This window comes from Paraburkholderia sp. Ac-20347 (assembly GCF_017104805.1).
Lineage (GTDB): Bacteria > Pseudomonadota > Gammaproteobacteria > Burkholderiales > Burkholderiaceae > Paraburkholderia > Paraburkholderia tropica.
Genome location: NZ_JAAGPN010000013.1, coordinates 47,167 through 68,576, shown reverse-complemented (window position 1 = coordinate 68,576; position 21,410 = coordinate 47,167). Strand labels below are relative to the sequence as shown.

Annotated in this window: 19 protein-coding genes and 2 pseudogenes; 7 read left to right on the top strand and 14 right to left on the bottom strand. The window is 63.6% G+C overall.

The window, feature by feature from the left end:
- The 5 genes and pseudogenes from G3N97_RS04575 to G3N97_RS04555 form a co-directional block, all read left to right on the top strand.
- Positions 1-279: pseudogene (locus tag G3N97_RS04575) on the top strand (hypothetical protein); the annotation flags it as partial.
- Positions 280-281: 2 nt separating this feature from the next.
- Positions 282-776, top strand: coding sequence for a Na+/H+ antiporter subunit E (locus G3N97_RS04570; protein ID WP_205992139.1), 495 nt, complete (start codon positions 282-284; stop codon positions 774-776).
- Positions 770-1,045, top strand: coding sequence for a K+/H+ antiporter subunit F (locus G3N97_RS04565; protein WP_065063380.1), 276 nt, complete (start codon positions 770-772; stop codon positions 1,043-1,045). Before G3N97_RS04570 ends, G3N97_RS04565 begins: the two co-directional genes overlap by 7 nt.
- Positions 1,046-1,058: 13 nt before the next feature.
- Positions 1,059-1,499: a Na+/H+ antiporter subunit G gene (locus G3N97_RS04560; protein WP_205992137.1), complete on the top strand. Its 441-nt coding sequence runs from the start codon at positions 1,059-1,061 to the stop codon at positions 1,497-1,499.
- Between the two features lie 378 nt (positions 1,500-1,877).
- Entirely contained in the window at positions 1,878-2,663 is a 786-nt protein-coding gene (locus tag G3N97_RS04555; protein ID WP_205992135.1) for a DUF4397 domain-containing protein, read from the top strand.
- Positions 2,664-2,729: 66 nt separating this feature from the next.
- Here G3N97_RS04555 and G3N97_RS04550 read toward each other — a convergent pair whose 3' ends face one another.
- Positions 2,730-3,638, bottom strand: a complete 909-nt coding sequence (locus G3N97_RS04550) for a LysR family transcriptional regulator (protein ID WP_205992133.1) — start codon at positions 3,636-3,638, stop codon at positions 2,730-2,732.
- A gap of 172 nt (positions 3,639-3,810) precedes the next feature.
- Here G3N97_RS04550 and G3N97_RS04545 point away from each other — a divergent pair.
- A pseudogene (locus G3N97_RS04545) lies at positions 3,811-4,140 on the top strand (enoyl-CoA hydratase/isomerase family protein); the annotation flags it as partial.
- A gap of 270 nt (positions 4,141-4,410) precedes the next feature.
- On the opposite strand, the gene G3N97_RS04540 reads toward G3N97_RS04545, so the two are convergent.
- The 7 genes from G3N97_RS04540 to rhaM all read right to left on the bottom strand — a co-directional run bounded on the left by G3N97_RS04540 (position 4,411) and on the right by rhaM (position 12,364).
- Complete coding sequence (locus G3N97_RS04540; RefSeq protein ID WP_205992131.1) at positions 4,411-5,937, bottom strand: methyl-accepting chemotaxis protein; 1,527 nt, start codon at positions 5,935-5,937, stop codon at positions 4,411-4,413.
- 293 nt (positions 5,938-6,230) lie between these two features.
- Positions 6,231-7,238, bottom strand: a complete 1,008-nt coding sequence (gene rhaS / locus G3N97_RS04535; protein ID WP_205992129.1) for a rhamnose ABC transporter substrate-binding protein — start codon at positions 7,236-7,238, stop codon at positions 6,231-6,233.
- A gap of 155 nt (positions 7,239-7,393) precedes the next feature.
- Complete coding sequence (locus G3N97_RS04530) at positions 7,394-8,416, bottom strand: ABC transporter permease (protein ID WP_205992128.1); 1,023 nt, start codon at positions 8,414-8,416, stop codon at positions 7,394-7,396.
- Complete coding sequence (locus G3N97_RS04525; RefSeq protein WP_205992126.1) at positions 8,409-9,464, bottom strand: ABC transporter permease; 1,056 nt, start codon at positions 9,462-9,464, stop codon at positions 8,409-8,411. Before G3N97_RS04525 ends, G3N97_RS04530 begins: the two co-directional genes overlap by 8 nt.
- Positions 9,461-10,990, bottom strand: a complete 1,530-nt coding sequence (locus tag G3N97_RS04520) for a sugar ABC transporter ATP-binding protein (RefSeq protein WP_205992146.1) — start codon at positions 10,988-10,990, stop codon at positions 9,461-9,463. The genes G3N97_RS04525 and G3N97_RS04520 overlap by 4 nt, the downstream gene beginning before the upstream one ends.
- Before the next feature lie 69 nt (positions 10,991-11,059).
- Complete coding sequence (locus tag G3N97_RS04515; protein ID WP_205992124.1) at positions 11,060-11,959, bottom strand: amidohydrolase family protein; 900 nt, start codon at positions 11,957-11,959, stop codon at positions 11,060-11,062.
- A gap of 90 nt (positions 11,960-12,049) precedes the next feature.
- On the bottom strand, positions 12,050-12,364 hold the full coding sequence (rhaM, locus tag G3N97_RS04510; protein ID WP_205992123.1) for an L-rhamnose mutarotase: 315 nt from the start codon (positions 12,362-12,364) through the stop codon (positions 12,050-12,052).
- A 188-nt stretch (positions 12,365-12,552) separates the two neighbouring features.
- On the opposite strand from rhaM, the gene G3N97_RS04505 reads away from it, so the two are divergent.
- Positions 12,553-13,572 carry a LysR family transcriptional regulator gene (locus G3N97_RS04505; protein ID WP_205992121.1) on the top strand — a complete coding sequence of 340 codons (1,020 nt, stop codon included), beginning with the start codon at positions 12,553-12,555 and terminating at the stop codon, positions 13,570-13,572.
- A gap of 10 nt (positions 13,573-13,582) precedes the next feature.
- Here the strand turns inward: G3N97_RS04505 and G3N97_RS04500 are convergent, their stop codons facing one another.
- From G3N97_RS04500 to G3N97_RS04475, 6 genes are all read right to left on the bottom strand, one after another.
- Positions 13,583-14,365 (bottom strand): SDR family NAD(P)-dependent oxidoreductase, encoded by a 783-nt coding sequence (locus G3N97_RS04500; protein ID WP_065065451.1) that lies wholly within the window; start codon positions 14,363-14,365, stop codon positions 13,583-13,585.
- Between the two features lie 69 nt (positions 14,366-14,434).
- A complete protein-coding gene (gene rhmD, locus G3N97_RS04495) occupies positions 14,435-15,613 on the bottom strand; it encodes an L-rhamnonate dehydratase (RefSeq protein ID WP_065065452.1) in 1,179 nt (392 codons plus the stop codon).
- A gap of 34 nt (positions 15,614-15,647) precedes the next feature.
- On the bottom strand, positions 15,648-17,003 hold the full coding sequence (locus G3N97_RS04490; RefSeq protein WP_205992119.1) for an MFS transporter: 1,356 nt from the start codon (positions 17,001-17,003) through the stop codon (positions 15,648-15,650).
- A 71-nt stretch (positions 17,004-17,074) separates the two neighbouring features.
- Positions 17,075-17,827, bottom strand: coding sequence for an SDR family NAD(P)-dependent oxidoreductase (locus G3N97_RS04485; RefSeq protein ID WP_065065453.1), 753 nt, complete (start codon positions 17,825-17,827; stop codon positions 17,075-17,077).
- A 12-nt stretch (positions 17,828-17,839) separates the two neighbouring features.
- Positions 17,840-18,712, bottom strand: a complete 873-nt coding sequence (locus G3N97_RS04480; RefSeq protein ID WP_205992117.1) for a fumarylacetoacetate hydrolase family protein — start codon at positions 18,710-18,712, stop codon at positions 17,840-17,842.
- A 255-nt stretch (positions 18,713-18,967) separates the two neighbouring features.
- Positions 18,968-21,253 carry an NADP-dependent malic enzyme gene (locus G3N97_RS04475; protein ID WP_205992115.1) on the bottom strand — a complete coding sequence of 762 codons (2,286 nt, stop codon included), beginning with the start codon at positions 21,251-21,253 and terminating at the stop codon, positions 18,968-18,970.
- Between the last annotated feature and the right edge of the window lie 157 nt (positions 21,254-21,410).

The following is a 21,410-nucleotide window of genomic DNA, read 5'->3' as shown; positions in this document are numbered from 1 at the left end:
CCCGCGCGCGCCCAGGCCAACGCCACCACGCCCGCGCCGCGCGGCAGCAACGCGAAGCTCGCGGCCTGCGCGCTACTGCTGGGCTGCGTGGCGGCGATCACGCTGGGTGCGGGCGCGGTGCGTCACTATCTCGACGACACCGCCGCACAACTGCTCGACCGCGAAGCCTACGTGCATGCGGTGCTGCCCGCGCCTTCGAACGTAAATTCGGACGTAAATTCGGACGCAAATTCGGCTGCATCGTCGAACGCCCCCGCGCCCGCGGCCCAAGGGAGCTGACCATGCTGAAACGGCTCTTTCCGCATCCTTGGCTCACCCTCGTGCTGCTCGTCTGCTGGGTGCTGCTGATGAACGACCTCTCGCCGGGCAATCTGCTGCTCGGCGCGGCGCTGGGCTGCGTGATTTCGTTTTGCGTCGGCGAAGGCCTGTGGCTGCAGCCGGTACGCTTCGGCAAGCCATGGCGGCTCGTGCGGCTCACGCTGCACGTGCTGATCGATATCGTGGTGGCGAACGCGGAAGTCGCGCTGCTCGTGCTCGGCCCGACGAAGCGCCTGCGCCCCGCATTCATCGAAGTGCCGCTCGACAGCACGCACGAAATCGCGCTCACGGCGCTCATCAGCATCGTCTCGCTGAGTCCCGGCACGCTTTGCGCCGAACTCAGCGACGACCGCACGCGCCTCGTCGTGCACGTGCTCGACCTCGAAGACGAAGCCGCGCTCGTCGCGCTCATCAAGTCCCGTTACGAAGCCCCGTTGATGGAGATCTTCGCATGCTAGCCATCGCCATTCCGGTTTCGCTCGCGATCCTCGGCCTTGCTTTTCTGCTCACGCTCGTGCGGCTCGTGCGCGGGCCGTCGCTGCCCGACCGCATCGTCGCGCTCGACACGCTGAACATCAACGCGATCGCGCTGATCGTGGTGTACGGCATCAGCCTGCGCTCGACGGTCTTCTTCGAAGTCGCGCTGCTGATCGCGGTGATGGGCTTCGTGGGCACCGTCGCGCTGACGAAGTATCTGCAGCGCGGCGACATCATCGAACTCAACTGAACGAGGCCCGCCGATGCAAACCGTCGTCGAAGCGATCGTCTGCGTGCTGCTGTTAATTGGCAGCCTGTTTACGCTGATCGGCGCCATCGGGCTCGCGCGTCTGCCCGACTTTTTCATGCGCCTGCACGGCCCGACCAAATCGACCACGCTGGGCGTCGGCGGCATCGTGCTCGCCTCGGTGATCTATTTCAGCGCGCACAACAACTTCGCGAGTCTGCATGAGTTGCTGATTCCGGCGTTCCTGTTTCTGACCGCGCCGATCAGCGCGCACATGCTCGCCAAGGCGGGCATGCAGCAGCGCGTGCCGCTCGCGGCGGCCACGCGCGGACGCCCGCCCGTCACGGGCGCAATCGCCGAAAAGGGCGACACGCGCGAAGCGCACGACGCGCATCCTGAACCGCGCGCGCAAGATGCGGACCCGAACCCGAACGGCAAGCCCGCTCAGGATGCCTGAGCACCGACGCATGCTTGAAAGCGGCACCGCTTCACTGTTTTCACGGCTTTCGTTGTAAAGACAACGCGCGGTTATACGCGCTCTGCTCCCGCCACTTCGCACCACCTCGCGCCACTTCGCGCCGCTTCCCTCGCCTTCGAAGCACGCCCGCGCCGCCTATGAGCAGGCGTTCGCACCGGCGCGCTTACGCCTTGTTACGACTTCACCCACGCAGCGCTCCCCCCACGGCACAGCGATTGCTGACCATGTTCGCCCGCCCGCGCGCGGCATTTTACGTGGCAAGCACTACTCGCCCGCGCGGCTGGACAGCCATAACAAACGCGCACACATACACCGTGCCTTCTACAGCTGGAAACGAAACCCGATGAGGTGGATGAGATGAAGACGATTCGCACCCTGGCCGTGCTCGCGAGCGCGGCGGCCCTGCTGAGCGCATGCGGCGGCGGCGGCAACGACGTAGGCAAGGAACTCGGCCTGCAAAACCCCGAGATCCATTTCGTGCACGCGCTGCCCGGCGGCGGCAACGTGGACTTTCTCGTGAACGGCGCGGCCCTGCAGACCAACATCGCGTACAAACAGGTCACCAACTTCGCGAACATCAACACGGGCAACACGACCGTGGCCTACGCCAACACCGGCACGACCACCGCGATCGCGAGCGGCAACTTCCCCGACGTCGCGAAGGGTCACGAATATACGGTGCTCGCGTTGCCTGCGCTGACCGGCGGCGATATCGGTCTGATCGACGATCCGTTCGACAAGGGCCTGCTCTCCAACAGCGCCCGCGTGCGTGCGTTCAACGCCACCGTCAACGCGCAGAACCTCGACATCTACATCGTCGCGCCCGGCACCGACATCAACACCGTGGCGCCGACCATGGCCGGCGTGGCGTACAAGAGCGCCGTTCCGGCGAGCGGCCAGGACTCGAACTATCTGAACGGTGGCACCTACGTCGCGATCGTGACGGTCGCCGGTTCCAAGACGGCGATCTTCCAGTCGGCGAGCTTCAGTCTCGCGAACAACGCCGACTGGCTGATCACCTCGGTGCCGATCTCGGGCACGCTCTCGCAACTCGCGGTGGGGCAGATCCATCTGCTGGTCGCGCAAGGCGGCAACACCTCGCAGCCCGCCGTCGAGCTGACGAACCAGCTCACGGGCGTGTAAACCGGCTCGCATTGCAGCCGCAAGCGCTGTGGTAAATGCCGCCGCCGAAGCCGCCGCGATGCTCGCTTACGCGGCGGCGCCGCGCCCCGTCTTGTGCGCTTCCTCGAGCACGAAGTCGATGAAGGTGGCGGCGGCGCGCGTATGGTGGCGGTTCGGCATGTACAGCATGTACATGTGCGTGCCGAAGATGCTCAGACGCCACGCGTCGAGCGACGTCACCACCGCGCCGAGCCGGATGTCGTCCTGCACCACGTAGTCGGGCACGATGCCCACGCCGAGTCCGGACAGAATCGACTGGCGCAAAAACAGGAAGTTCTCCGAAATAATCGCCGGTTCGAGCAGCACCTCGTGCCGGTCCTCGTCCAGATAGCCCGCGAGACGCAATTGCCGCCCGACCACCGTGGCGGTGATCACGGGTGCGCTCGCCAGATCCTCCAGCGTCTGCGGCATGCCGTGCTGCTGCGCCCACTGCGCCGACGCGCAGATGATGTACTTCACCGCGCCCATGTCGCGCGCGACGAGATTCTGCGGCGGTTCGTGCATCACGCGCACGGCGATGTCGACTTCGTCGCGCAGCAGATCTTCCACGCGATTTTCGAACATCACGTCGAGCACGATGCCCGGATAAAGCCGCTTGAAGCGGATCAGCCAATCCGACATCACGAGCTGGCCATAGCCGCTCGGCACGGAAAGACGCACGCGCCCCTGCAAACTCTTGCCGAGCGTGGACACCGACTCGCGCGCCGCCAGCAGCGCGTTCTGGATCGAGCGTCCATGCTCGTAGAGCTTCAGGCCGATCTCGGTCGGCTCGACGCGCCGCGTGGTGCGGCGCACGAGTTGCAGCCCGACCGATTTTTCGAGGTGATTGAGGTGGTAGCTCACGTTCGCGCGGCTCATCTTGAGCCGGCGCGCCGCCTCGCTCAGATTGCCCGCGTCGAGTATCTCCACCAGCATGGTTAGCGCATTGACATCCACGTTCGGGTCTCGGAGTGTTCTGCAGACTGACTATTGTCAAAGAATCTTTGACAGTCTGTCAACGAACCATGGGATTGTCAATTAACCTTGGCGTACACACAATAAAACGAATATCAGAGAACCGCCTTCCGGGCCCGGCGCCTGTCGGGCCCTCAATCCGGAGACACCTTCCATGGCAATCGACACGGCCGTTCCCGCTTCTCCCGTCACCCACGAACTGCGCGGCAAGGTGCTGCTCGTCACCGTCGACAACCCGCCCGTGAATGCGCTCGGCGTCGACGTGCGGCGCGGTCTCGCGGCCGCCATCGAGCACGCCGAGTCGAACGACGCCGTGCAGGCCGTGCTGATCGTCGGCGCGGGCCGCAACTTCATCGCCGGCGCCGACATCCGCGAATTCGGCAAGCCGCCGCAACCGCCCGCGCTGCCCGAAGTCTGCGCCCGCATGGAGTCCTGCCACAAGCTGGTGATCGCGGCCATTCACGGCGCGGCGCTCGGCGGCGGCGCCGGCTCGGCGCTCGGCGGCAATATCTCGCGTTCGAATTCGTACGCGGACGATTACTCGCGCGGCTATCACGGCAAGCGTCACCACGGTAACAAGCATCGTCATTGGGACTGATGCGGCGCGCTCCGCAGTGAATCCGTCGCTATCGCATTCGTTTATTGCGTGATGGCGTTTTAGCGCAAATACGCGGACCACTAGCTGCAAATAAAGAACGGCACGGCGAATCAACTCGCCGTGCCGTTTTTTTATTCGAATCGAACGTATGGGGTATCAGGCGAGCCTGAACACGCCCACCGCCTCGCGCAATTCCACCGCCTGCTCGGCCAGTGCATGCGCGGCCGCCGACGCCTCTTCCACGAGCGCCGCATTCTGTTGCGTGACTTCGTCCATCTGCGTGACCGCCACATTCACCTGCTCGATGCCGGTGCTTTGCTCCTGCGAAGCCGTGGCGATTTCGTCGATGATGGTCGTCACGCGCTGCACGGCGCCCACCATGTCCTCGATCACGCTGCCCGCGTCGTTCACGAGCGACGATCCGGCTTCGATGCGTTGCGCCGACGCTTCGATCAGCTTCTTGATCTCCTTCGCCGCCGCGCCGCTGCGCTGCGCGAGCGTGCGCACTTCCGACGCGACCACGGCGAATCCGCGCCCTTCCTCGCCCGCGCGCGCGGCTTCGACCGCGGCATTCAACGCGAGAATATTGGTTTGAAAAGCGATACCGTCGATGACCGCGATGATATCGACGATCTCGCCGGAACTCGTCGAAATGCCGCGCATGGTCTCGACCACTTCGGCCATCAGATCCTTGCCGCGCACCGCCGTGCCCGCCGCGTCGCTGGCCAGCAGCGCCGCCTGTTTCGCATTCGCCGCGTTCTGGCGCACGGTGGCCGTGATCTGCTCCATGCTCGCGGCCGTTTCCTCGAGCGAGGCCGCCTGCTCCTCCGTCCGCGACGACAAACCCTGATTGCCCGCCGCAATCTGCCCGCTCGCCGACGCCACGCCTTCCGCATGTCCGCGCACCTGGCTCACCACGTTCACGAGGCTGCGCTGCATGCCCTTGAGCGCGCCCAGCAGCAGCGCCGTTTCATCGCGTCCGCTCGCCCGCACCTCGAACGCGAGATTGCCGTCGGCCACCGCGCTCGCGCAATCGAGCGCGCGCGCGAGCGGCTTCGTCACGGTTCGGCTGAATAACCAGCTACCCGTCATCGACACGATCAGCGCCGCCACCATCAGCACCGCGCTGATCGCCGTCGCGTGGTGGGCCTGCTGTTCGGCGTCGGCGGAGATCTGCGCGCTGTCCGCAGCGATCTTGCGGGCGGCCTGATCGAGCAGCGCAGCGGGCGCGCGGTCCACGCCCGCGACGGCGTGATCGCCGGCGGTGGGATCGAAACCCGCAGCCTTGAATGCCGCCAGACCGTTGCGATAGCCTTCGCCCATCGTCGTGTGCGCGCTCGCGAATTGATCGATCAAATCGCGGCTTTCGCCTGCGGGCAGACTCGCCTTGAGTTGCGCGGCCAGCGTATCGACTTCGCGCTCGCGCGCCTGAAACGCCGACCAATGCTTGTCGAGCATCGCCGGATCCTTACCGCGCAACAACGTGTCTTTCCATTCCTGAACCTGCACCTTGAACGCGAGCAGCGTGTTCATCACGGCGCGCTCGTTCGCCACGCTGTTTTGCACCGTCGTGCCGTAAACGGTCAGCGACTGATTCAGCGAGTAGATTCCATAGAACGCGCCCGCGAACATCAGGAGCAGCGCCGCTGCAAACGCGAGCGGAATCTTCAGGGTGAGCTTCATCGTCTATTCCTTGCAGTTGCCTTGTGCGCCGCGCCTGACGTGAATCGCCAGACAGCCAACGCCACGCCATGCTATCGGCATGGCGTTTGCAAAACTGAAGGGACGAGCAGACACAAATAACGACTATTCGCTCTATTCTCTTTAGTCAGACAAAACCTTTACCCCGCGTCGATGACAATCATAAAAGAGGCCATAAACACGACGTGAAATGACGGGACAAAAAAAGACCCGGCAGCGCCGGGTCGGTTTGCATCGCATTGAATTGCGTCAAATCGCAAAACGCAATCGCTCTTTCAGAAATTGAAATTGTCGATGTTCGACGCGTCGAAGGTCGTGGGCGGTCCGAGAATCACTTCGCCGCTCTTGCCAACCGTGCGCTTGCCGAGTTTGCCCGCGTCGAACGTATCGCCTTCCTTGCCGGTGATCGTGCCCGAGGCGAGATTCGCCGCCGCGTACGCCGCGAGATAACCGAGTGCACCCGGATCCCAGAGCTGGAACGCCTTCACGGTGCCGTTCTTCACGAACGCGCGCATCTGGTTAGGCGTGCCGAGACCCGTGACCGCCACCTTGCCCTTGCTCGACGACGACGAGATATAACGCGCCGCCGCCGCAATGCCCACCGAAGTCGGCGCGACGATGGCCTTCAGATTCGGAAACGCCTGCAGCAGACCCTGCGTTTCGACGAAGGACTTCTGGTCGTCGTCGTTGCCGTACGCGATTTTCACAAGTTTCATCTTCGCGTATTCGGGCTTCTTCAATTCTTCCTGCATCCACTTGATCCACGTATTCTGATTCGTGGCATTCGGCGTAGCCGAAAGAATCGCGAATTCGCCTTCGTTATTCATCAGCTTCGCGACGAGTTGAATCTGGCCGCGTCCAATGCTTTCCGCGTTGGCCTGATTCACGAAGATCTGCCGGCCGTCGGGCGCCGTGTCGGAATCGAAAGTCACGACCTTGATACCTTGCGCCATCGCACGCTTCAGATACGGCACGAGCGCATTCGCGTCGTTGGCGGCGATGACGATGGCGTCCTGATGCTGCGTGGTCAGCGTATTGATGTACGAAACCTGCGACGACGCGCCCGCATCCGACGGGCCAACCACCTTGCCCTCGCCCTTGAACTCCTTGATGGCGTCCATGCCGCCGTTATCGGCGATCACTTCATACGGGTTGTTGATCTGTTTCGGCACGAAGGCGATCTTCAAGCCTTCCTTGATGCCGGCGGCGTGCGCGGTCAATCCCGCGCCCAACAGCGTCGCGCACAGCAGGGCCGTGCACATGTGGCGTACTGGCTTCATCATGAACGTGTCTCCTCGATGGATGCCCGAAGCGATTCGGGCGCTTTTGCTTCGCTTGTTGCTTCGCTTTTGCTTCGTTATTGCTTCGTGTTTTCCCTGCGGGTGTTGCGTGAATCAACAACCTCTTAAACTACGCATGCGTGCTTGCAATTCGCGTTTCATGCAGTCTGACGCGCAAGCGCGCGACGGTCTCGCAGCGTGCGCCAGCGCGCCGCCAGATTCGGAATCAGCACCGAGGCGAGCAGCAATGCGCCCGTCACGATGGTCAGCGTTTCGCTCGACACATCGGCGAGCGTCAGCGCATTCTTCAGCACGCCAACGATCAGCAGCGAGAGCAGCACGCCATACATCGAGCCGCGTCCGCCGAAAATACTCACGCCGCCGAACAGCACCGCCGCGATGACCGACAACTCGAACCCTTCGCCGTTATCGCCGCGCGCACTCGTAAAACGCAGCGTATAAACGATGCCCGCGAGCGCGCTCATCACACCGGACAGCACGAAGAGGCGAATCTTCACCTTCGCCACATCGATGCCCGAAAACGAAGCGGCCGTGCTGTTCGCACCGATCGCGTAGAGGCTGCGTCCGAACGCGGTGGCTTGCAGCAGCAAGGTGAAAATCACGGCGCATGCGGCAACGATCAAAAACGGCAGCGGAATAAACGTGCTGCCCAGATTGCTCATGCCAAACAGCGTATAAGCCGGCGGAAAATCGGCAATCGCCTGATCGCCGAGCAGCACATACGCCAGGCCGCGAAACAGCGCGAGCGTGCCGATCGTCACGGCCAGCGAAGGCAGATTCAGCTTCACGATCACGAGCCCGTTGAAGAGGCCCGCAAGGCCGCCCGCCACGATCACGAGCACCATCGCGATCGGCATCGGCACGCCCATGTGCCAGAGCACGCCGAGCAGCGCGCTCGACGCGCCGAGCACCGACGCCACCGAAAGATCGATTTCGGCCGCCACGATAATGAGCGTCATCGGCAAGGCCATCAGCGCGACTTCGGTGAGATCGGCGAGCACATTGCTCAGATTCGCGCCCGTGAGAAACACGTTCGAGAGCACGCGCCCCGCGATCAGCGAGATCGCGAGTATCGCCACGAGCAGCGTTTCCCAACTGAGCGGCAGGCCCGCGCGACGCGTGAGCAAGGCCGAATCGGGTTTGGAAGCAGGTTTAGCCATGATCGCGTTTCCTCATCATGCGTTTGGCGACGGAGCGGGCAAGCAGCGTGTCGGCGGTAATCGCCGCGACGATCAGCGCGCCCTGAATGGCCTGCTCCCAGAACGGCGAGACGTGCAGCACGACGAGCGCGATGCTGATGACACCGAGCACCAGCGCGCCGAGCGTCGCGCCCAGGATCGTGCCCACGCCGCCCGTGATCGCCACGCTGCCCACCACGGCGGCGGCCACGACCTGCAATTCGATGCCCTTCGCCGTGCTCGCATCCACGGTGCCGAATCGCGCGAGCCACAGCGCGCCCGCGAGCCCGGCAATCGCGCCGCTGATCATGAAGCCCATCGCCACGCGACGTTCGACGTTGATACCCGCGAGTCGCGCAGCTTCCGGATTCGAGCCGATCGCATAGTATTCGCGGCCCGGACGGAATTGCTTGAGATACACCGAAAGCGCAATCAGCAGCACGACGGCAATCAGCGCGAGCACCGGCACGCCGAGCAGCGAGCCGGTGGCAAGACGCGAGAACGCATCGGGCAGACTCGTCGCGTTGATCTGTCCGCCATGCACCCACGCATAATCCGCACCGCGAAAGATATACAGCGTCGACAATGTGGCGACCAGTGACGGCACGCGCCCCACCGCGACGAGCAGCGCGTTGATCGAACCCGCCACCACGCCGATCGCCAGCCCCGCAAGCAGCGCGACGATCACGGGCATATGCGGAAACGCCACGTACAGACTGCCGACCGCGTACGCGCTCACGCCCACCGTCGAGCCCACCGAAAGATCGATGTGGCGCATCAGGATCACGATGGTCATGCCCGCCGTGAGCAAGCTCACGATGGAGACGTTGAGCAATACGTCGCGCAGATTCTGCAAATTGAGGAATTGCGGTTTCGCGAGCGACGTGCCGCCGATAATCAGCAACAGCACCACAAATAGCGTGGTTTCGCGACTTTTCGCGAGCGCTTGCACCAGCGCCGACGCGCTATTGCGCCGCGCGCGCGGCTCGCCGCCGTGCAAGGGATGGGGAGAAGTGGAATGACCCATCATGCTGCATGCCCCAGATGAATGTTGGTCTGGCCAAGCGCCGCACTCATGATGCGCTCCTCGTTGGCGTCGGCGCGCGCGATATCGGCGGTGATGCGGCCTTCGTGCATCACCAGCACGCGATCGGCCATGCCGAGCACTTCCGGCAACTCACTCGAAATCATCAGCACCGCCATCCCTTCGCGCACGAGTTCGGCGAGTGCGCCGTAGACTTCGGCTTTCGCACCCACGTCGATCCCGCGCGTGGGTTCGTCGATGATCAGCACTTTCGGCCCCGTCGCGAGCCATTTTCCGAGCACCACTTTTTGCTGGTTGCCGCCCGACAAGGTGCCCACCGGCGCGTTCAGATCACTGGCCTTGAGGCGCAGCCGCGTGCCCCATTGCCCCGCGAGCTGCACTTCGCGGCCCGCTGAAATCAGGCCGAATCGCACCAGACGACCGAGCACCGTGAGCGACGCATTGCGCGCAATGCTGAGTTCGAGCGCAAGCCCCTGCTGTCGCCGGTCTTCGGGCACGAGCGCGAGGCCCGCCTTCACCGCTGCCGCTGGCATGCCCATTTTCAGCGGCTTGCCTGCGATCTGCACCTGTCCCGCATCGCTCGGATCGATGCCGAAGATCGCGCGCGCCACTTCGCTGCGGCCCGCGCCCACGAGTCCCGCGAGCGCGACGATCTCGCCCGCGCGCACGTCGAAGGCGATGTCCTTGAAGACGCCGCGCCGCGTGAGGCCGCGCACGCGCAGCATCACGTCGCCGGGCTGCACCTCGGCTTTCGGGTAGAACGTCGCGAGATCGCGGCCCACCATCTTCGCGACGATGTCCTGCGTATTCAGCGTGGACGTGGGCGCGTCGAACACTTTCGCACCGTCACGCATGATGGTCACGTGCTGCGTGAGCACGAACACTTCTTCGAGCCGGTGTGTGATGAACAGAATCGCCACGCCGCGCTCGCGCAGCTTGCGCGCAATCGTGAAGAGCCGCTCGACTTCGGGCAACGAGAGCGCTGCCGTGGGCTCGTCCATGATCAGCACGTTCGCGTTGAGCGACAGCGCCTTCGCAATTTCGATCACCTGTTGATCGGCGATCGACAGACCGCGCACGAGTCGCTCGGCCTTGAGGTCCACGCCGAGCGACGCGAGCAGCGCCGCGACTTCGCGATGCATCGTGTTGTAATCGATGCGCCCCACCTTGTCGACGGGCTGACGGCCCATATAAATGTTTTCCGCGATCGACAGATCGAAAAACAAAGTGGGTTCCTGATAAATCACTGCGATACCCGCATCGCGCGCCTGCGCGGGCGAGGTGAATTCGCGCGCTTCGCCGTCGATGGTTAACTCGCCGCCATCGGGACGATGCACGCCCGCGAGTATTTTCACCAGCGTCGATTTTCCGGCGCCGTTTTCGCCGAGCAGCGCATGCACCTCGCCCGCCTTGAGCACGAGCGAGCCATCGACGAGCGCACGCACGCGCCCGAAGGATTTGCTCGCGCGGCGCAGTTCGAGACGCGGTACGTTTGCGGCCATGGCGGCCATGATTTTCGATTCCACGCATGTCTCCTGATTCGCCGCTCGCGCCGGTTTGCGTGCGCGAGCAAGGCGTCGCTAGATGCGATAAATGCGTTCGGCGTTGCCGCGAAACAGCGCGGCTTTTTCGCTTTCGCTGGCGTCGTTCACGATCGCGGCGTAGGCGTGCCACAAATCGGCGTAACTGCCGAACAGACGATCGACCGGGAAATTCGACGCGAACATCGCGCGCTGCGCGCCGAATGCGTCGATAACTTCGAGCACGTAGGGGCGCAGGCTTTCCACGCTCCACGTGTGATCGAACATCGCGAGCCCGCTGATCTTCACCGATACGTTCGGGCACGCCGCGAGCAGGCGCAGACCGTCGCGCCACGCGCGCCAGCCCGCCACGCTACTGCGATCGACGAACATGCCGCAATGATTGACGATGAGCGCAATGCCCGGATACGCGCGTGCGAGCGCGGCGGCTTCTTCCATCTGCGCGGGATACAGTTGCAGATCGAACGAAAAACCGTGTTGCTCCAGTAACGCGAAATGCTCGCGCCACGCGGCCTCGCGCATATAGTGGCGGCCCACGTAGTCATAAAGCGGATTCGCGTGCACGTTGAGAATCTGGCGAATGCCGCGCACGCGTTTGAAAACCACATGCTGCGCGAGAATCTCCGCCGCATTGGCGGCGCTCAGATCGCAGGCGGCCACGATGGCGTTGGGCAAACCGCGTGCGGGATTGCCGTCGGCATCCGCGAGCGATTCGAGCCAGCGCGTCTCTTCCACCGGATCGGCGGGATCGTGATTCGCCTCGACGTGCACCACTTTGAGCACGTCGATATCGCCGGCCTCGCGCACGAGATCGGCGGGCAGATAGTTATGCTTGAGTTCGCGCGCATCGCACACGAACGACGTGGCCGGCTTTGCGAGCCACGGATAGTGATGCGTGTCGAGGTCCCAGAAGTGGACGTGCGGATCGACGACCTGCATGGCATGCTCCTCAAGGCGAATCATGACGGCGGCGTGAAAACGGACACGGCGGCTAAGCGGCGGTAAGGTATCGCGCCGCCGCGCACCGTTTCAAGGCAGATGAAACACCGGCACGAGCGGATGCGCCACGGGCACGTTGCCCTCGCCCGTCTGCATGATGTCGGCCATGTAATCCCACCATTTGCGCATGATGGCCGTTTCGGGCAAACGGTCCATGCCGTGATCGGCGGGCCGCTTGAGCACGGCAAACAGCGCATGCGTGCTGTCGTCGAGAAAGATCCAGTAATCGCTCACGCCCGCGTCGCGCAACGCCTGCGCGAGTTCCGGCCAGATTTCGCGGTGACGCCGCTCGTATTCGTCCCGTTTGCCGGGATTGAGCTGCATGCGAAACGCCATTGTTTCCATGATCGTGTCTCCGTCCAGCGTGCTTGCGCCGATCCGCTGTTCCGCTGTTTATGCGCGCGCCCTGGCGTTTGCCCTGGCCCGTCTTTATTCCATGTTTCGCAGCGATTCGAACGACTATAATTCGCCCATCGATAGCCAACCAATCCGATGTTGGGATCGGGCGATACTTAAACCGGATCGCAGGACCCATGAACCATCAGACCGCCGTCGTCTCGCTCGTCAACCGACTCAAGTTCAAACATCTGGCCTTGCTCGTCGCGCTCGACGACGCACGCAACGTGCATCAGGCCGCCGACGTCATCAACGTGGCGCAGCCCAGCGCGAGCCGCATGCTCAGCGACATCGAAGAGGCCTTTGGCTTTCGCCTCTTCGAACGCAATGCACGCGGCATGCAGCCCACGGCGCTCGGCGTCGTCACGCTCGCCTACGCGCGCCGCGCGCTCTCCGACCTCACGCGTTTCGCCGAAGATCTCGACGTCAAGCGGCGCGGCGGTCACGGCCAGTTGACCGTGGGCGCCATCATGGGCGCCGCGCCCGATCTGCTCGCGCATGCGGTTGCCATGCTCAAGACCGAGCGCCCGCTGCTGCACGTGCGCATCCTCGGCGAAACGAGCGACCAGGTCGTGCAACTGCTGCATCGGCGCGACGTCGATCTCGCGCTCGGCCGCCTCACCACGCCATTGCAGCACAACGATTTCAGCTTCGAGCCGCTGGCGCGCGAAACGCTCGTGCTGGTCGTGCGCGCGCGCCATCCGCTCGCGCGCCACGAGCACATCACGCTTGCCGAACTGATGGACTGGCCGTGGGTCGCCCAGCCCATCACGAGTCCCGCGCGCGAATTGTTCGAAGGCGAACTCGCGCGCGCCGGTCTCGCCACGCCGATGAATCTCACCGAATCGGCCTCGATCTTCGCCACGCTGCAACTGCTCGAAAGTTTCGACGCCGTGGCCATGCTGCCCGAGTCCGTCGTGCGCGATCATGTGCGGGGCAAACTGCTCGTGGTGCTGCCGCTCGAAATCGGCAAGAGCCTGCCCGGGTTCGGCGTGCTCACGCGCAAGAACGAAGCGCTCGCGGAACCGGCCGAGCATTTCGTCGGGCTGCTGCGCCGTTTCTCGCAGCCGTTCAAGGTCGACGATCCCGTTCACGATACGCACGCCACGAAACTGGCGAAATCAACGAAATCTGCGACCCTCGCGGGCAATTCTTGATTCATACGGATTACTGAAGATTGACGAACAGACCGCCGTCCACCAATAGCGACGCACCGGTCACATAGCGCGCGCGATCCGAAGCCAGAAACACCACGCATTCGGCCACGTCGTCGGGCGCGCCGAGACGGCCTAGCGGAATACGCTTTTCAAAGTAGGCGCGCTTCGATTCGTCGGCGAGATCTTCCGCATTCAGGTCCGTGGCGATCGTGCCGGGCATGACCGAATTGCAGCGGATGCCGTACGGCCCGAGCGCAATTGCGCACGATTGCATCAGCGAATGCACGCCCGCTTTGGTCGGCGTGTAATGCGTCTGCATGCCGCCGCCCACGAGCGCACTGATCGAACTCGTCGCGACAATCGCGCCGCCCGTACCCTGCTCCTTCATTTGCCGCGCCACGGCCTGCGTGACGTAGAACGCGCCATTCAGATTCACGCCGATGGTGCGTTCGAGCACCGCGGGCGGCAAGTCGAGAAACGAATGGAACGGGCACACGCCCGCATTGCTCGCGAGCACGTCGACCTTGCCGAATTGCTCGACCGTCTGGCGCACGAGATCGACGCCCGTTTGCGGCGCGGCCACGTTGCCTTCCACCGCGATCGCGCGACGTCCCAGGCGCTCGATCTCGTCCAGCACTTCCGAAATCGCCGAACGCCGGCCATATGTGGCGTCGTTGTCGCCCCAGTAATTGATCGCGACGTCGGCGCCCTCGCGCGCGCTGGCGAGCGCAATGGCCCGCCCGATGCCGCGCGAACCGCCGGTGACGATCACCACCTTGTCCTTGAGCAGCACGATGCATTCTCCTTTCGTTGTGTCGAGCGAGGCGCGCTTGAACGACGCCTGAATGACGCCTGAATGCGTTCAGTGCGAGTAAGGGCGCGTGAGCTTGCAATCGGGATTCAAACGCACGCCGAAGCCCGGCGTTTCCGGCACTTTCAGGCGACCGCGCTCGGGCACCGGTTCGTCGAGCAGCAGCGGCGTGAACATCGGCACCACTTCGTCGGCCTTCGGCGCCATCATCAGGAATTCGGCGAAGGGCGAGTTGTGGCGCGTCACCACGAAGTGATAGCTGTACACCGAAGAACCGTGCGGCACGACCATCACGTTATGCGCGTCCGCGAGCGCGGAGATCTTGATGAGTTCCGTCATGCCGCCGCACCAGTTCACGTCCGGCTGAATGATGTCGCAACAGCCCATTTCGAGCAGCATGCGGAAGCCCCAGCGCGTGGCTTCATGCTCGCCCGTCGTCACCAGCATGCCGCGCGGCACGTTCTTGCGCAGTTCGGCGTAGCCCCAGTAATCGTCGGGCGGCAGGCATTCTTCGAGCCACTTGAGCTTGTATTCCTGCGCGGCCTGCGCAAGACGCGTGGCGTAACGCACGTCGAGACTCATCCAGCAATCGTACATGAGCCAAAAATCGTCACCGACGCGCTCGCGCATCGTCGCAAGCGTTTCGATATTCTTTCTGAGGCCTTCCTCACCTTCCGCCGGTCCGTGTTGCAACGGCAGTTTGCCACCGATAAAACCCATTTCCTTCGCGAGATCGGGGCGCGCGCCCGTTGCATAGAACACGAGTTCGTCGCGCACCGGACCGCCCAGCAATTGATAAACCGGTTCCTGGCGCAATTTGCCGAGCAAGTCCCACAGCGCGAGATCGACGCCCGAAATGGTATTGAGCACCACGCCCTTGCGGCCGTAATAAAGCGTCGCGTAATACATCTGATCCCACATCTTTTCGATGTCGGTCACGCGCTGGCCTTCGAGAAAGCGCGCGAGATGCTTCTCGACGATGAATGCGCCAATCTCGCCGCCCGTCGTCACCGCGAAACCCACGGTGCCGTCGCTCGCTTCCACTTCGACCACGAGCGTGCCGAGCACGTCGATGCCGAACGAGCGGCGGCTTTGCCGATACTCGGGATAACGCGCCATCGGCGTGGAAATGTGGTCGTCGATCCAGTGACCGTCGGCCTGATCGTGATAATCGGCGCCGCCGCCGCGGACGGTGAACGCGCGCACCTGCTTGATGGTTGGCATGGCCATGTGACGTTGCTCCTGAAAGTGGATGTCCGTGCGTTCAGCGCGCGCGCCCGGCGGCCCGCTCGAAGGCAGCCGCGGTGCGTGCGCCCGCGCGAGGTACGACGATGAGTACGAGCGCCGCCGCGGCGAGGCTCGCGAATCCCAGCAATACGAGGCCCGCCGCGTGCGAGCCGAAATGGTTGTCCGCGGCGGCGCGCATCAGCGGCGCGATGAAGCCGCCCAGACCGCCCAGCGAGTTGATGAGCGCGATGCCGCTCGCCGACGCCGTGCCCGCGAGTTCGCGTGCAGGAAACGTCCAGAACAGCGGCTGCGCGGCAATGAAGCCGCTGGCCGCGCAACAGAGCGCCGCCATCGCCACGATGGCGCTGGCCGTGGACCCCGCGCCGCCCGCCGCGCCCGACACGGCGATGCCGAGCCCGGACAGCACGAGCAGACGCACGGTCCACGCACGATGGCTGCCGAAACGATCGGCGCGGCGCGGCACGATCCACGTGAGCGCCACGGCGCACAGCCAGGGCACCGCCGCGAGCAGCCCGACCTTCAGGCCGACCTTCGCGCCCGCCAGCGAAGCCACTTGCTGCGGCAGGAAAAACACCACGCCGTAGACGCTCATCTGAATCAGCGCGTAAATCGCGGCATACGCGAGCACGCGCTTGTCGACGAGCGCCGCGAGCGCATCGCGCGGACCGTGCGCCATCGCCTCGCCCGCATCGACGCGTAACGCCGCCGCCAGCGCGCGCCGTTCGTCGATGTCGAGCCAGCGCGCGTCGTCGGGACGATCGGTCAGATACCAGAACGCCCACACGCCCACGGCCGAAGCCAGCGCGCCTTCGACGAGAAACAGCCACTTCCAGCCCGCCAGCCCGCCGACGCCATGCAGATCGATCAGGAATCCCGACAATGGTCCGCCGAAGATAAACGCCAGCGGCGCGCCGAAATAAAACAGGCCGATTGCACGCGCGCGCGACGACTGCGGAAACCACTGCGTGAGGTAATAAATGATGCCGGGAAAGAAACCCGCTTCCGCTACACCGAGCAAAAAGCGCAGGACATAGAACGACGTGGGCGATTGAACCCACGCCATCGCGGCCGAAACCAGGCCCCACGTGACCATGATGCGGCACATCCAGATGCGCGCGCCCATGCGGTGCAACAGCAGATTGCTCGGCACCTCGAACAGCGCATAACCCGCGAAAAACACGCCCGCGCCGAATGCGAATGCGGCATCCGACAAACCGGTGTCGTGCTGCAACGCCTTCTGCGCGAATCCGATATTCGCGCGATCGAGAAAGGCGAGCACATACATCAAGAGCAGGAACGGCAACAGCCTGCGCATGGCCTTGCCGACCGCGGACTGCGCATGCAATGACGCCTGCGATGCTTCGCTCGACATCGAACTCTCCTGATCCGGCGGTAAGGTGACGCGCCCGAAAAACGGGCGCATCGGCTGGCGAGCTCAGCGCTTCAATACGTCGCGCGGCCGCCCGACAAATCGAATACCGACCCGGTGCTGAACGCGCAATCTTCCGAGCACAGCCAGACGATCATCGCGGCGGCTTCATCGGGCATCAGGAAACGGTTCATCGGAATCTTCGCGAGCATATAGTCGATGTGCTCCTGCTTCATCGAATCGAAGATTTCGGTTTTCGCCGCCGCGGGCGTAACCGCATTCACGAGAATATTCTTCGTGGCGAGTTCCTTGCCGAGCGATTTCGTCAAACCGATCAAGCCCGCTTTCGATGCGCTGTAGTGCGAGGCATTCGGATTGCCTTCCTTGCCCGCCACCGAAGCGATATTGACGATGCGCCCATAACCCTGTTCGAGCATGCGCGGCACCACGGCGCGGCAGGTCAGATAGCTGCCGATCAGATTCACGTCGATCACGCGCCGCCAGACTTCGACCGGCAATTCCCACATCAGGCCATTGCCGCCCGTAATGCCCGCGCTATTCACGAGCGCGTGAATCCCGCCATGATCCTTCACGGTCTGCTGCGCGGCGGCTTCCACGGAATGCTCGTCCGTGAGTTCGACTTTCACCGCGGAGACGCTGCCCAGTTCCGACAATTCCTTGCGCGAACGTTCGAGCCGCTCGGCGTCGATATCCCAGAGCGCGACGGCCGCGCCCGAGCGCAAAGCGCGCTGCGCCACCGCATAACCAATGCCGCGCGCGCCGCCGGTAATCACCATGACGCGGTTCTTCAGATCGAGTTGATTCATGACGCCCGCCCTTTATCGTGTGAATGCCGATGCCTGCGCCGTGCTTGCCACGGTGCGCTGCTGCTGCTCGCCGAGTCCCGCCACGCCGAGGCGCATGACCTGACCCGCGCGCAGATAAACCGGCGCGGGTTTCTGGCCCATGCCGACGCCGGGCGGCGTTCCGGTGGAAATCACATCGCCGGGCTGCAGGCTCATGAAGTGGCTGATATAGGACACGACGGTGGCCACGTCGAAAATCATCGTGCGCGTATTGCCTTGCTGATAACGCTTGCCGTCGACGTCGAGCCACATGTCGAGCGCCTGCGGATCGGGAATCTCATCGCGCGTGACGAGCCACGGGCCGAGCGGCGCGAAGGTATCCGCGCTTTTGCCCTTGTCCCATTGACCGCCGCGTTCGATCTGCCACGCGCGCTCCGAGACGTCGTTCACGACGCAATAACCGGCCACATAATCGAGCGCCCGCTCGCGCGAGACGTAGCGCGCTTCTTCGCCGATCACCACGCCGAGTTCGACTTCCCAATCGACTTTTTGCGCGCCGGGCGGAATCACGACGTCGTCATTCGGACCGACAATCGAACTCGTCGCCTTGAAGAACAGCACGGGCTCGCTCGGCACCGGCATATTGGATTCGGCGGCGTGATCGGAATAATTGAGGCCGACGCAAATGATCTTGCCGACCTGGCCCACGCAGGGACCGAGGCGCGCATCGGCGGGCGCGAGCGGCAGACTGTGCAGATCGAGTGAACCGAGTCCGGCGAGGGAAGCGGACGAGAGCGCGGCGCCCGCGAGATCGGGCAGCACGCTGGAGAGATCGCGCACGCGCCCATCGCGATCGAGCGCGCCCGGCTTTTCACTACCCTTACTTCCCCAGCGGACCAGCTTCATGCGGTGTCTCCTGATATTGGACTTGAGCATTGCTCAAGCAATATAGGCAGTCCGCGATAGCGGAACAATCCGGATGAAGCATGGGGCAATAACAAAAGCGTATCGCGCCGATGCGAGTTGGATAATCAGCGCGAATCGGGCGCATACAGCGCGTTGCTGCATCGCCGCAAAAAAGTGCAAACGAAGTCGAATAAAAAACGGCGCGCCCGGTTATTCACCAGGCACGCCGTCTTTAGAAACCGCCAATCTAAAAGATCAGTCGCGATTCGCTTGCAGCACCGTCAAGGCCGTCATGTTGATGATGCGTCGCACCGTCGAGCTGGACGTGAGAATGTTCACCGGCGCATTCACGCCGAGCAGGAACGGACCCACGGCCACGTTGCTGCCCGCACCCGTTTTCAGCAGGTTATAGGCGATATTCCCCGAATCCACGTTCGGGCACACCAGCAGATTGGCCGCGCCCTTGAGCTTCGAATGCGGCAGGATACGCTCGCGCAGCGCTTCGTCCAGCGCGCAATCGCCGTGCATTTCACCGTCGATTTCCAGATCCGGATTCTGCTCCGTGACGAGCTTGAGCACTTCGCGCATCTTCGTGCCCGACGCCGAGCTGCCCGAGCCGAAATTCGAGCGCGACAGCAGCGCGACCTTCGGTTGCAGATTGAGCCATTCCATCTGGCGCGCGGCGGCCAGCGTGAATTCGGCGATCTGTTCCGCGTTCGGATTGTCGTTGATGTGCGTATCGACGATCGCAACCGTGCGCTTGTCGAGCAGCAGGATATTCATCGCCGCATACGTCTTCGCGTTGCGACGCATGCCGATCGCTTCGTCGACGAAACGCAGGTGGTCGTGATATGCGCCCACCGTGCCGCACACCATGCCGTCGGCGTCGCCGAGGCGCACCATCATCGCGCCGATCAGCGTGAGACGGCGGCGCATTTCCACGCGCGCCATTTCCTTCGAAATGCCGTCGCGGCAACGCAGTTCCCAATACGTGGTCCAGTATTGATGGAAGCGCTCGTCGTATTCCGGATTCGTGACTTCGACGTCTTCGCCGAGCTTCAGGCGCAGGCCGAACTTCTCGATGCGCGCCAGCAGCACTTCGGGGCGGCCGATCAGGATCGGACGCGCGAGTTTCTCGTCGACGATCACCTGCACCGCGCGCAGCACGCGCTCTTCCTCGCCTTCCGCGAACACGATGCGCGACTTCGCGCCGTCACGGACGAACTGCTTGGCGGCCGCGAAGATCGGCTTCATGAACGCGCCCGAGTGGTACACGAACTGTTGCAGCTCGTTCGTATAGGCGGCGAAGTCGTCGATCGGACGCGTGGCCACGCCGTCTTCCATCGCGGCCTTCGCCACAGCCGGCGCGATACGCACGATCAGGCGCGAATCGAACGGCTTCGGAATCAGGTACTTCGGGCCGAAGCGCAGGTCATACGCGCCGTAGGCGGCCGCGACCGAGTCGTTCAGTTCTTCTTCGGCGAGCTGGGCGATGGCGTGCACCGCCGCGATTTCCATCTTGCGCGTGATGGTGGTCGCGCCCACGTCGAGCGCGCCGCGGAAGATGTACGGGAAGCACAGCACGTTGTTGACCTGGTTCGGGAAGTCCGAACGGCCCGTGGCCAGCACCGCGTCCGGTCGCGCTTCGAGCGCGATCTCGGGGAAGATTTCCGGCGTGGGGTTGGCCAGCGCGAGAATCAGCGGCTTGTCGGCCATCTTCTTGACCATCTCGGCCTTGAGCACGCCGCCCGCCGAGAGACCGAGGAACACGTCCGCGCCGTCGATCACTTCGCTCAGCGAACGCGCGGAGGTGTCCTGCGCGAAGCGCTCCTTGTCCGGATCCATCAGCGTCGTGCGGCCTTGATAGACCACGCCGTCGATGTCCGTCACCCAGATGTTCTTGAGCGGCAGGCCCAGATCGACCATCAGGTCCAGACAGGCCAGCGCCGCCGCGCCCGCGCCCGAGGTCACGACCTTGACCTTCGAAATGTCCTTGCCGACCACCTTCAGACCGTTGAGGAACGCCGCCGAAACGGTAATCGCCGTGCCGTGCTGATCGTCGTGGAAGACCGGAATCTTCATGCGCTCGCGCAGCTTGCGCTCGACCGTGAAGCAGTCCGGCGCCTTGATGTCTTCCAGATTGATGCCGCCGAAAGTGGCTTCGAGGCTCGCGATGATGTCGACGAGCTTGTCCGGATCGCTTTCCGTGACTTCGATGTCGAACACGTCGATGCCGGCGAACTTCTTGAACAGCACCGCCTTGCCTTCCATGACCGGCTTCGACGCCAGCGCGCCGATATTGCCCAGACCGAGCACGGCCGTGCCGTTCGTGATCACGCCCACGAGGTTGCCGCGCGCGGTGTAGCGGAACGAGTTCTGCGGATCGGTGACGATCTCCTCGCAGGCCACGGCGACGCCCGGCGTGTAGGCCAGTGCGAGGTCGCGCTGCGTGACGAGCGGCTTGCTGGCCGTCACGGAAATCTTGCCCGGCGTGGGGAATTCGTGATATTCGAGGGCGGCCTGACGATCGGTCTTGTTCATGTTCCTCACTCTGATAGTGTGCCGGGCGCGCGGACGGCGCGGCGGTCATGTTCGAATGAGGCGATTCTAGTGAGCCGTCATCAGCTCCCCATTTTGATTTAGTATGGGGCCATTATTTTTTCCTGATACCTCCCCGGATACCCCTCCGGTAGCCCCG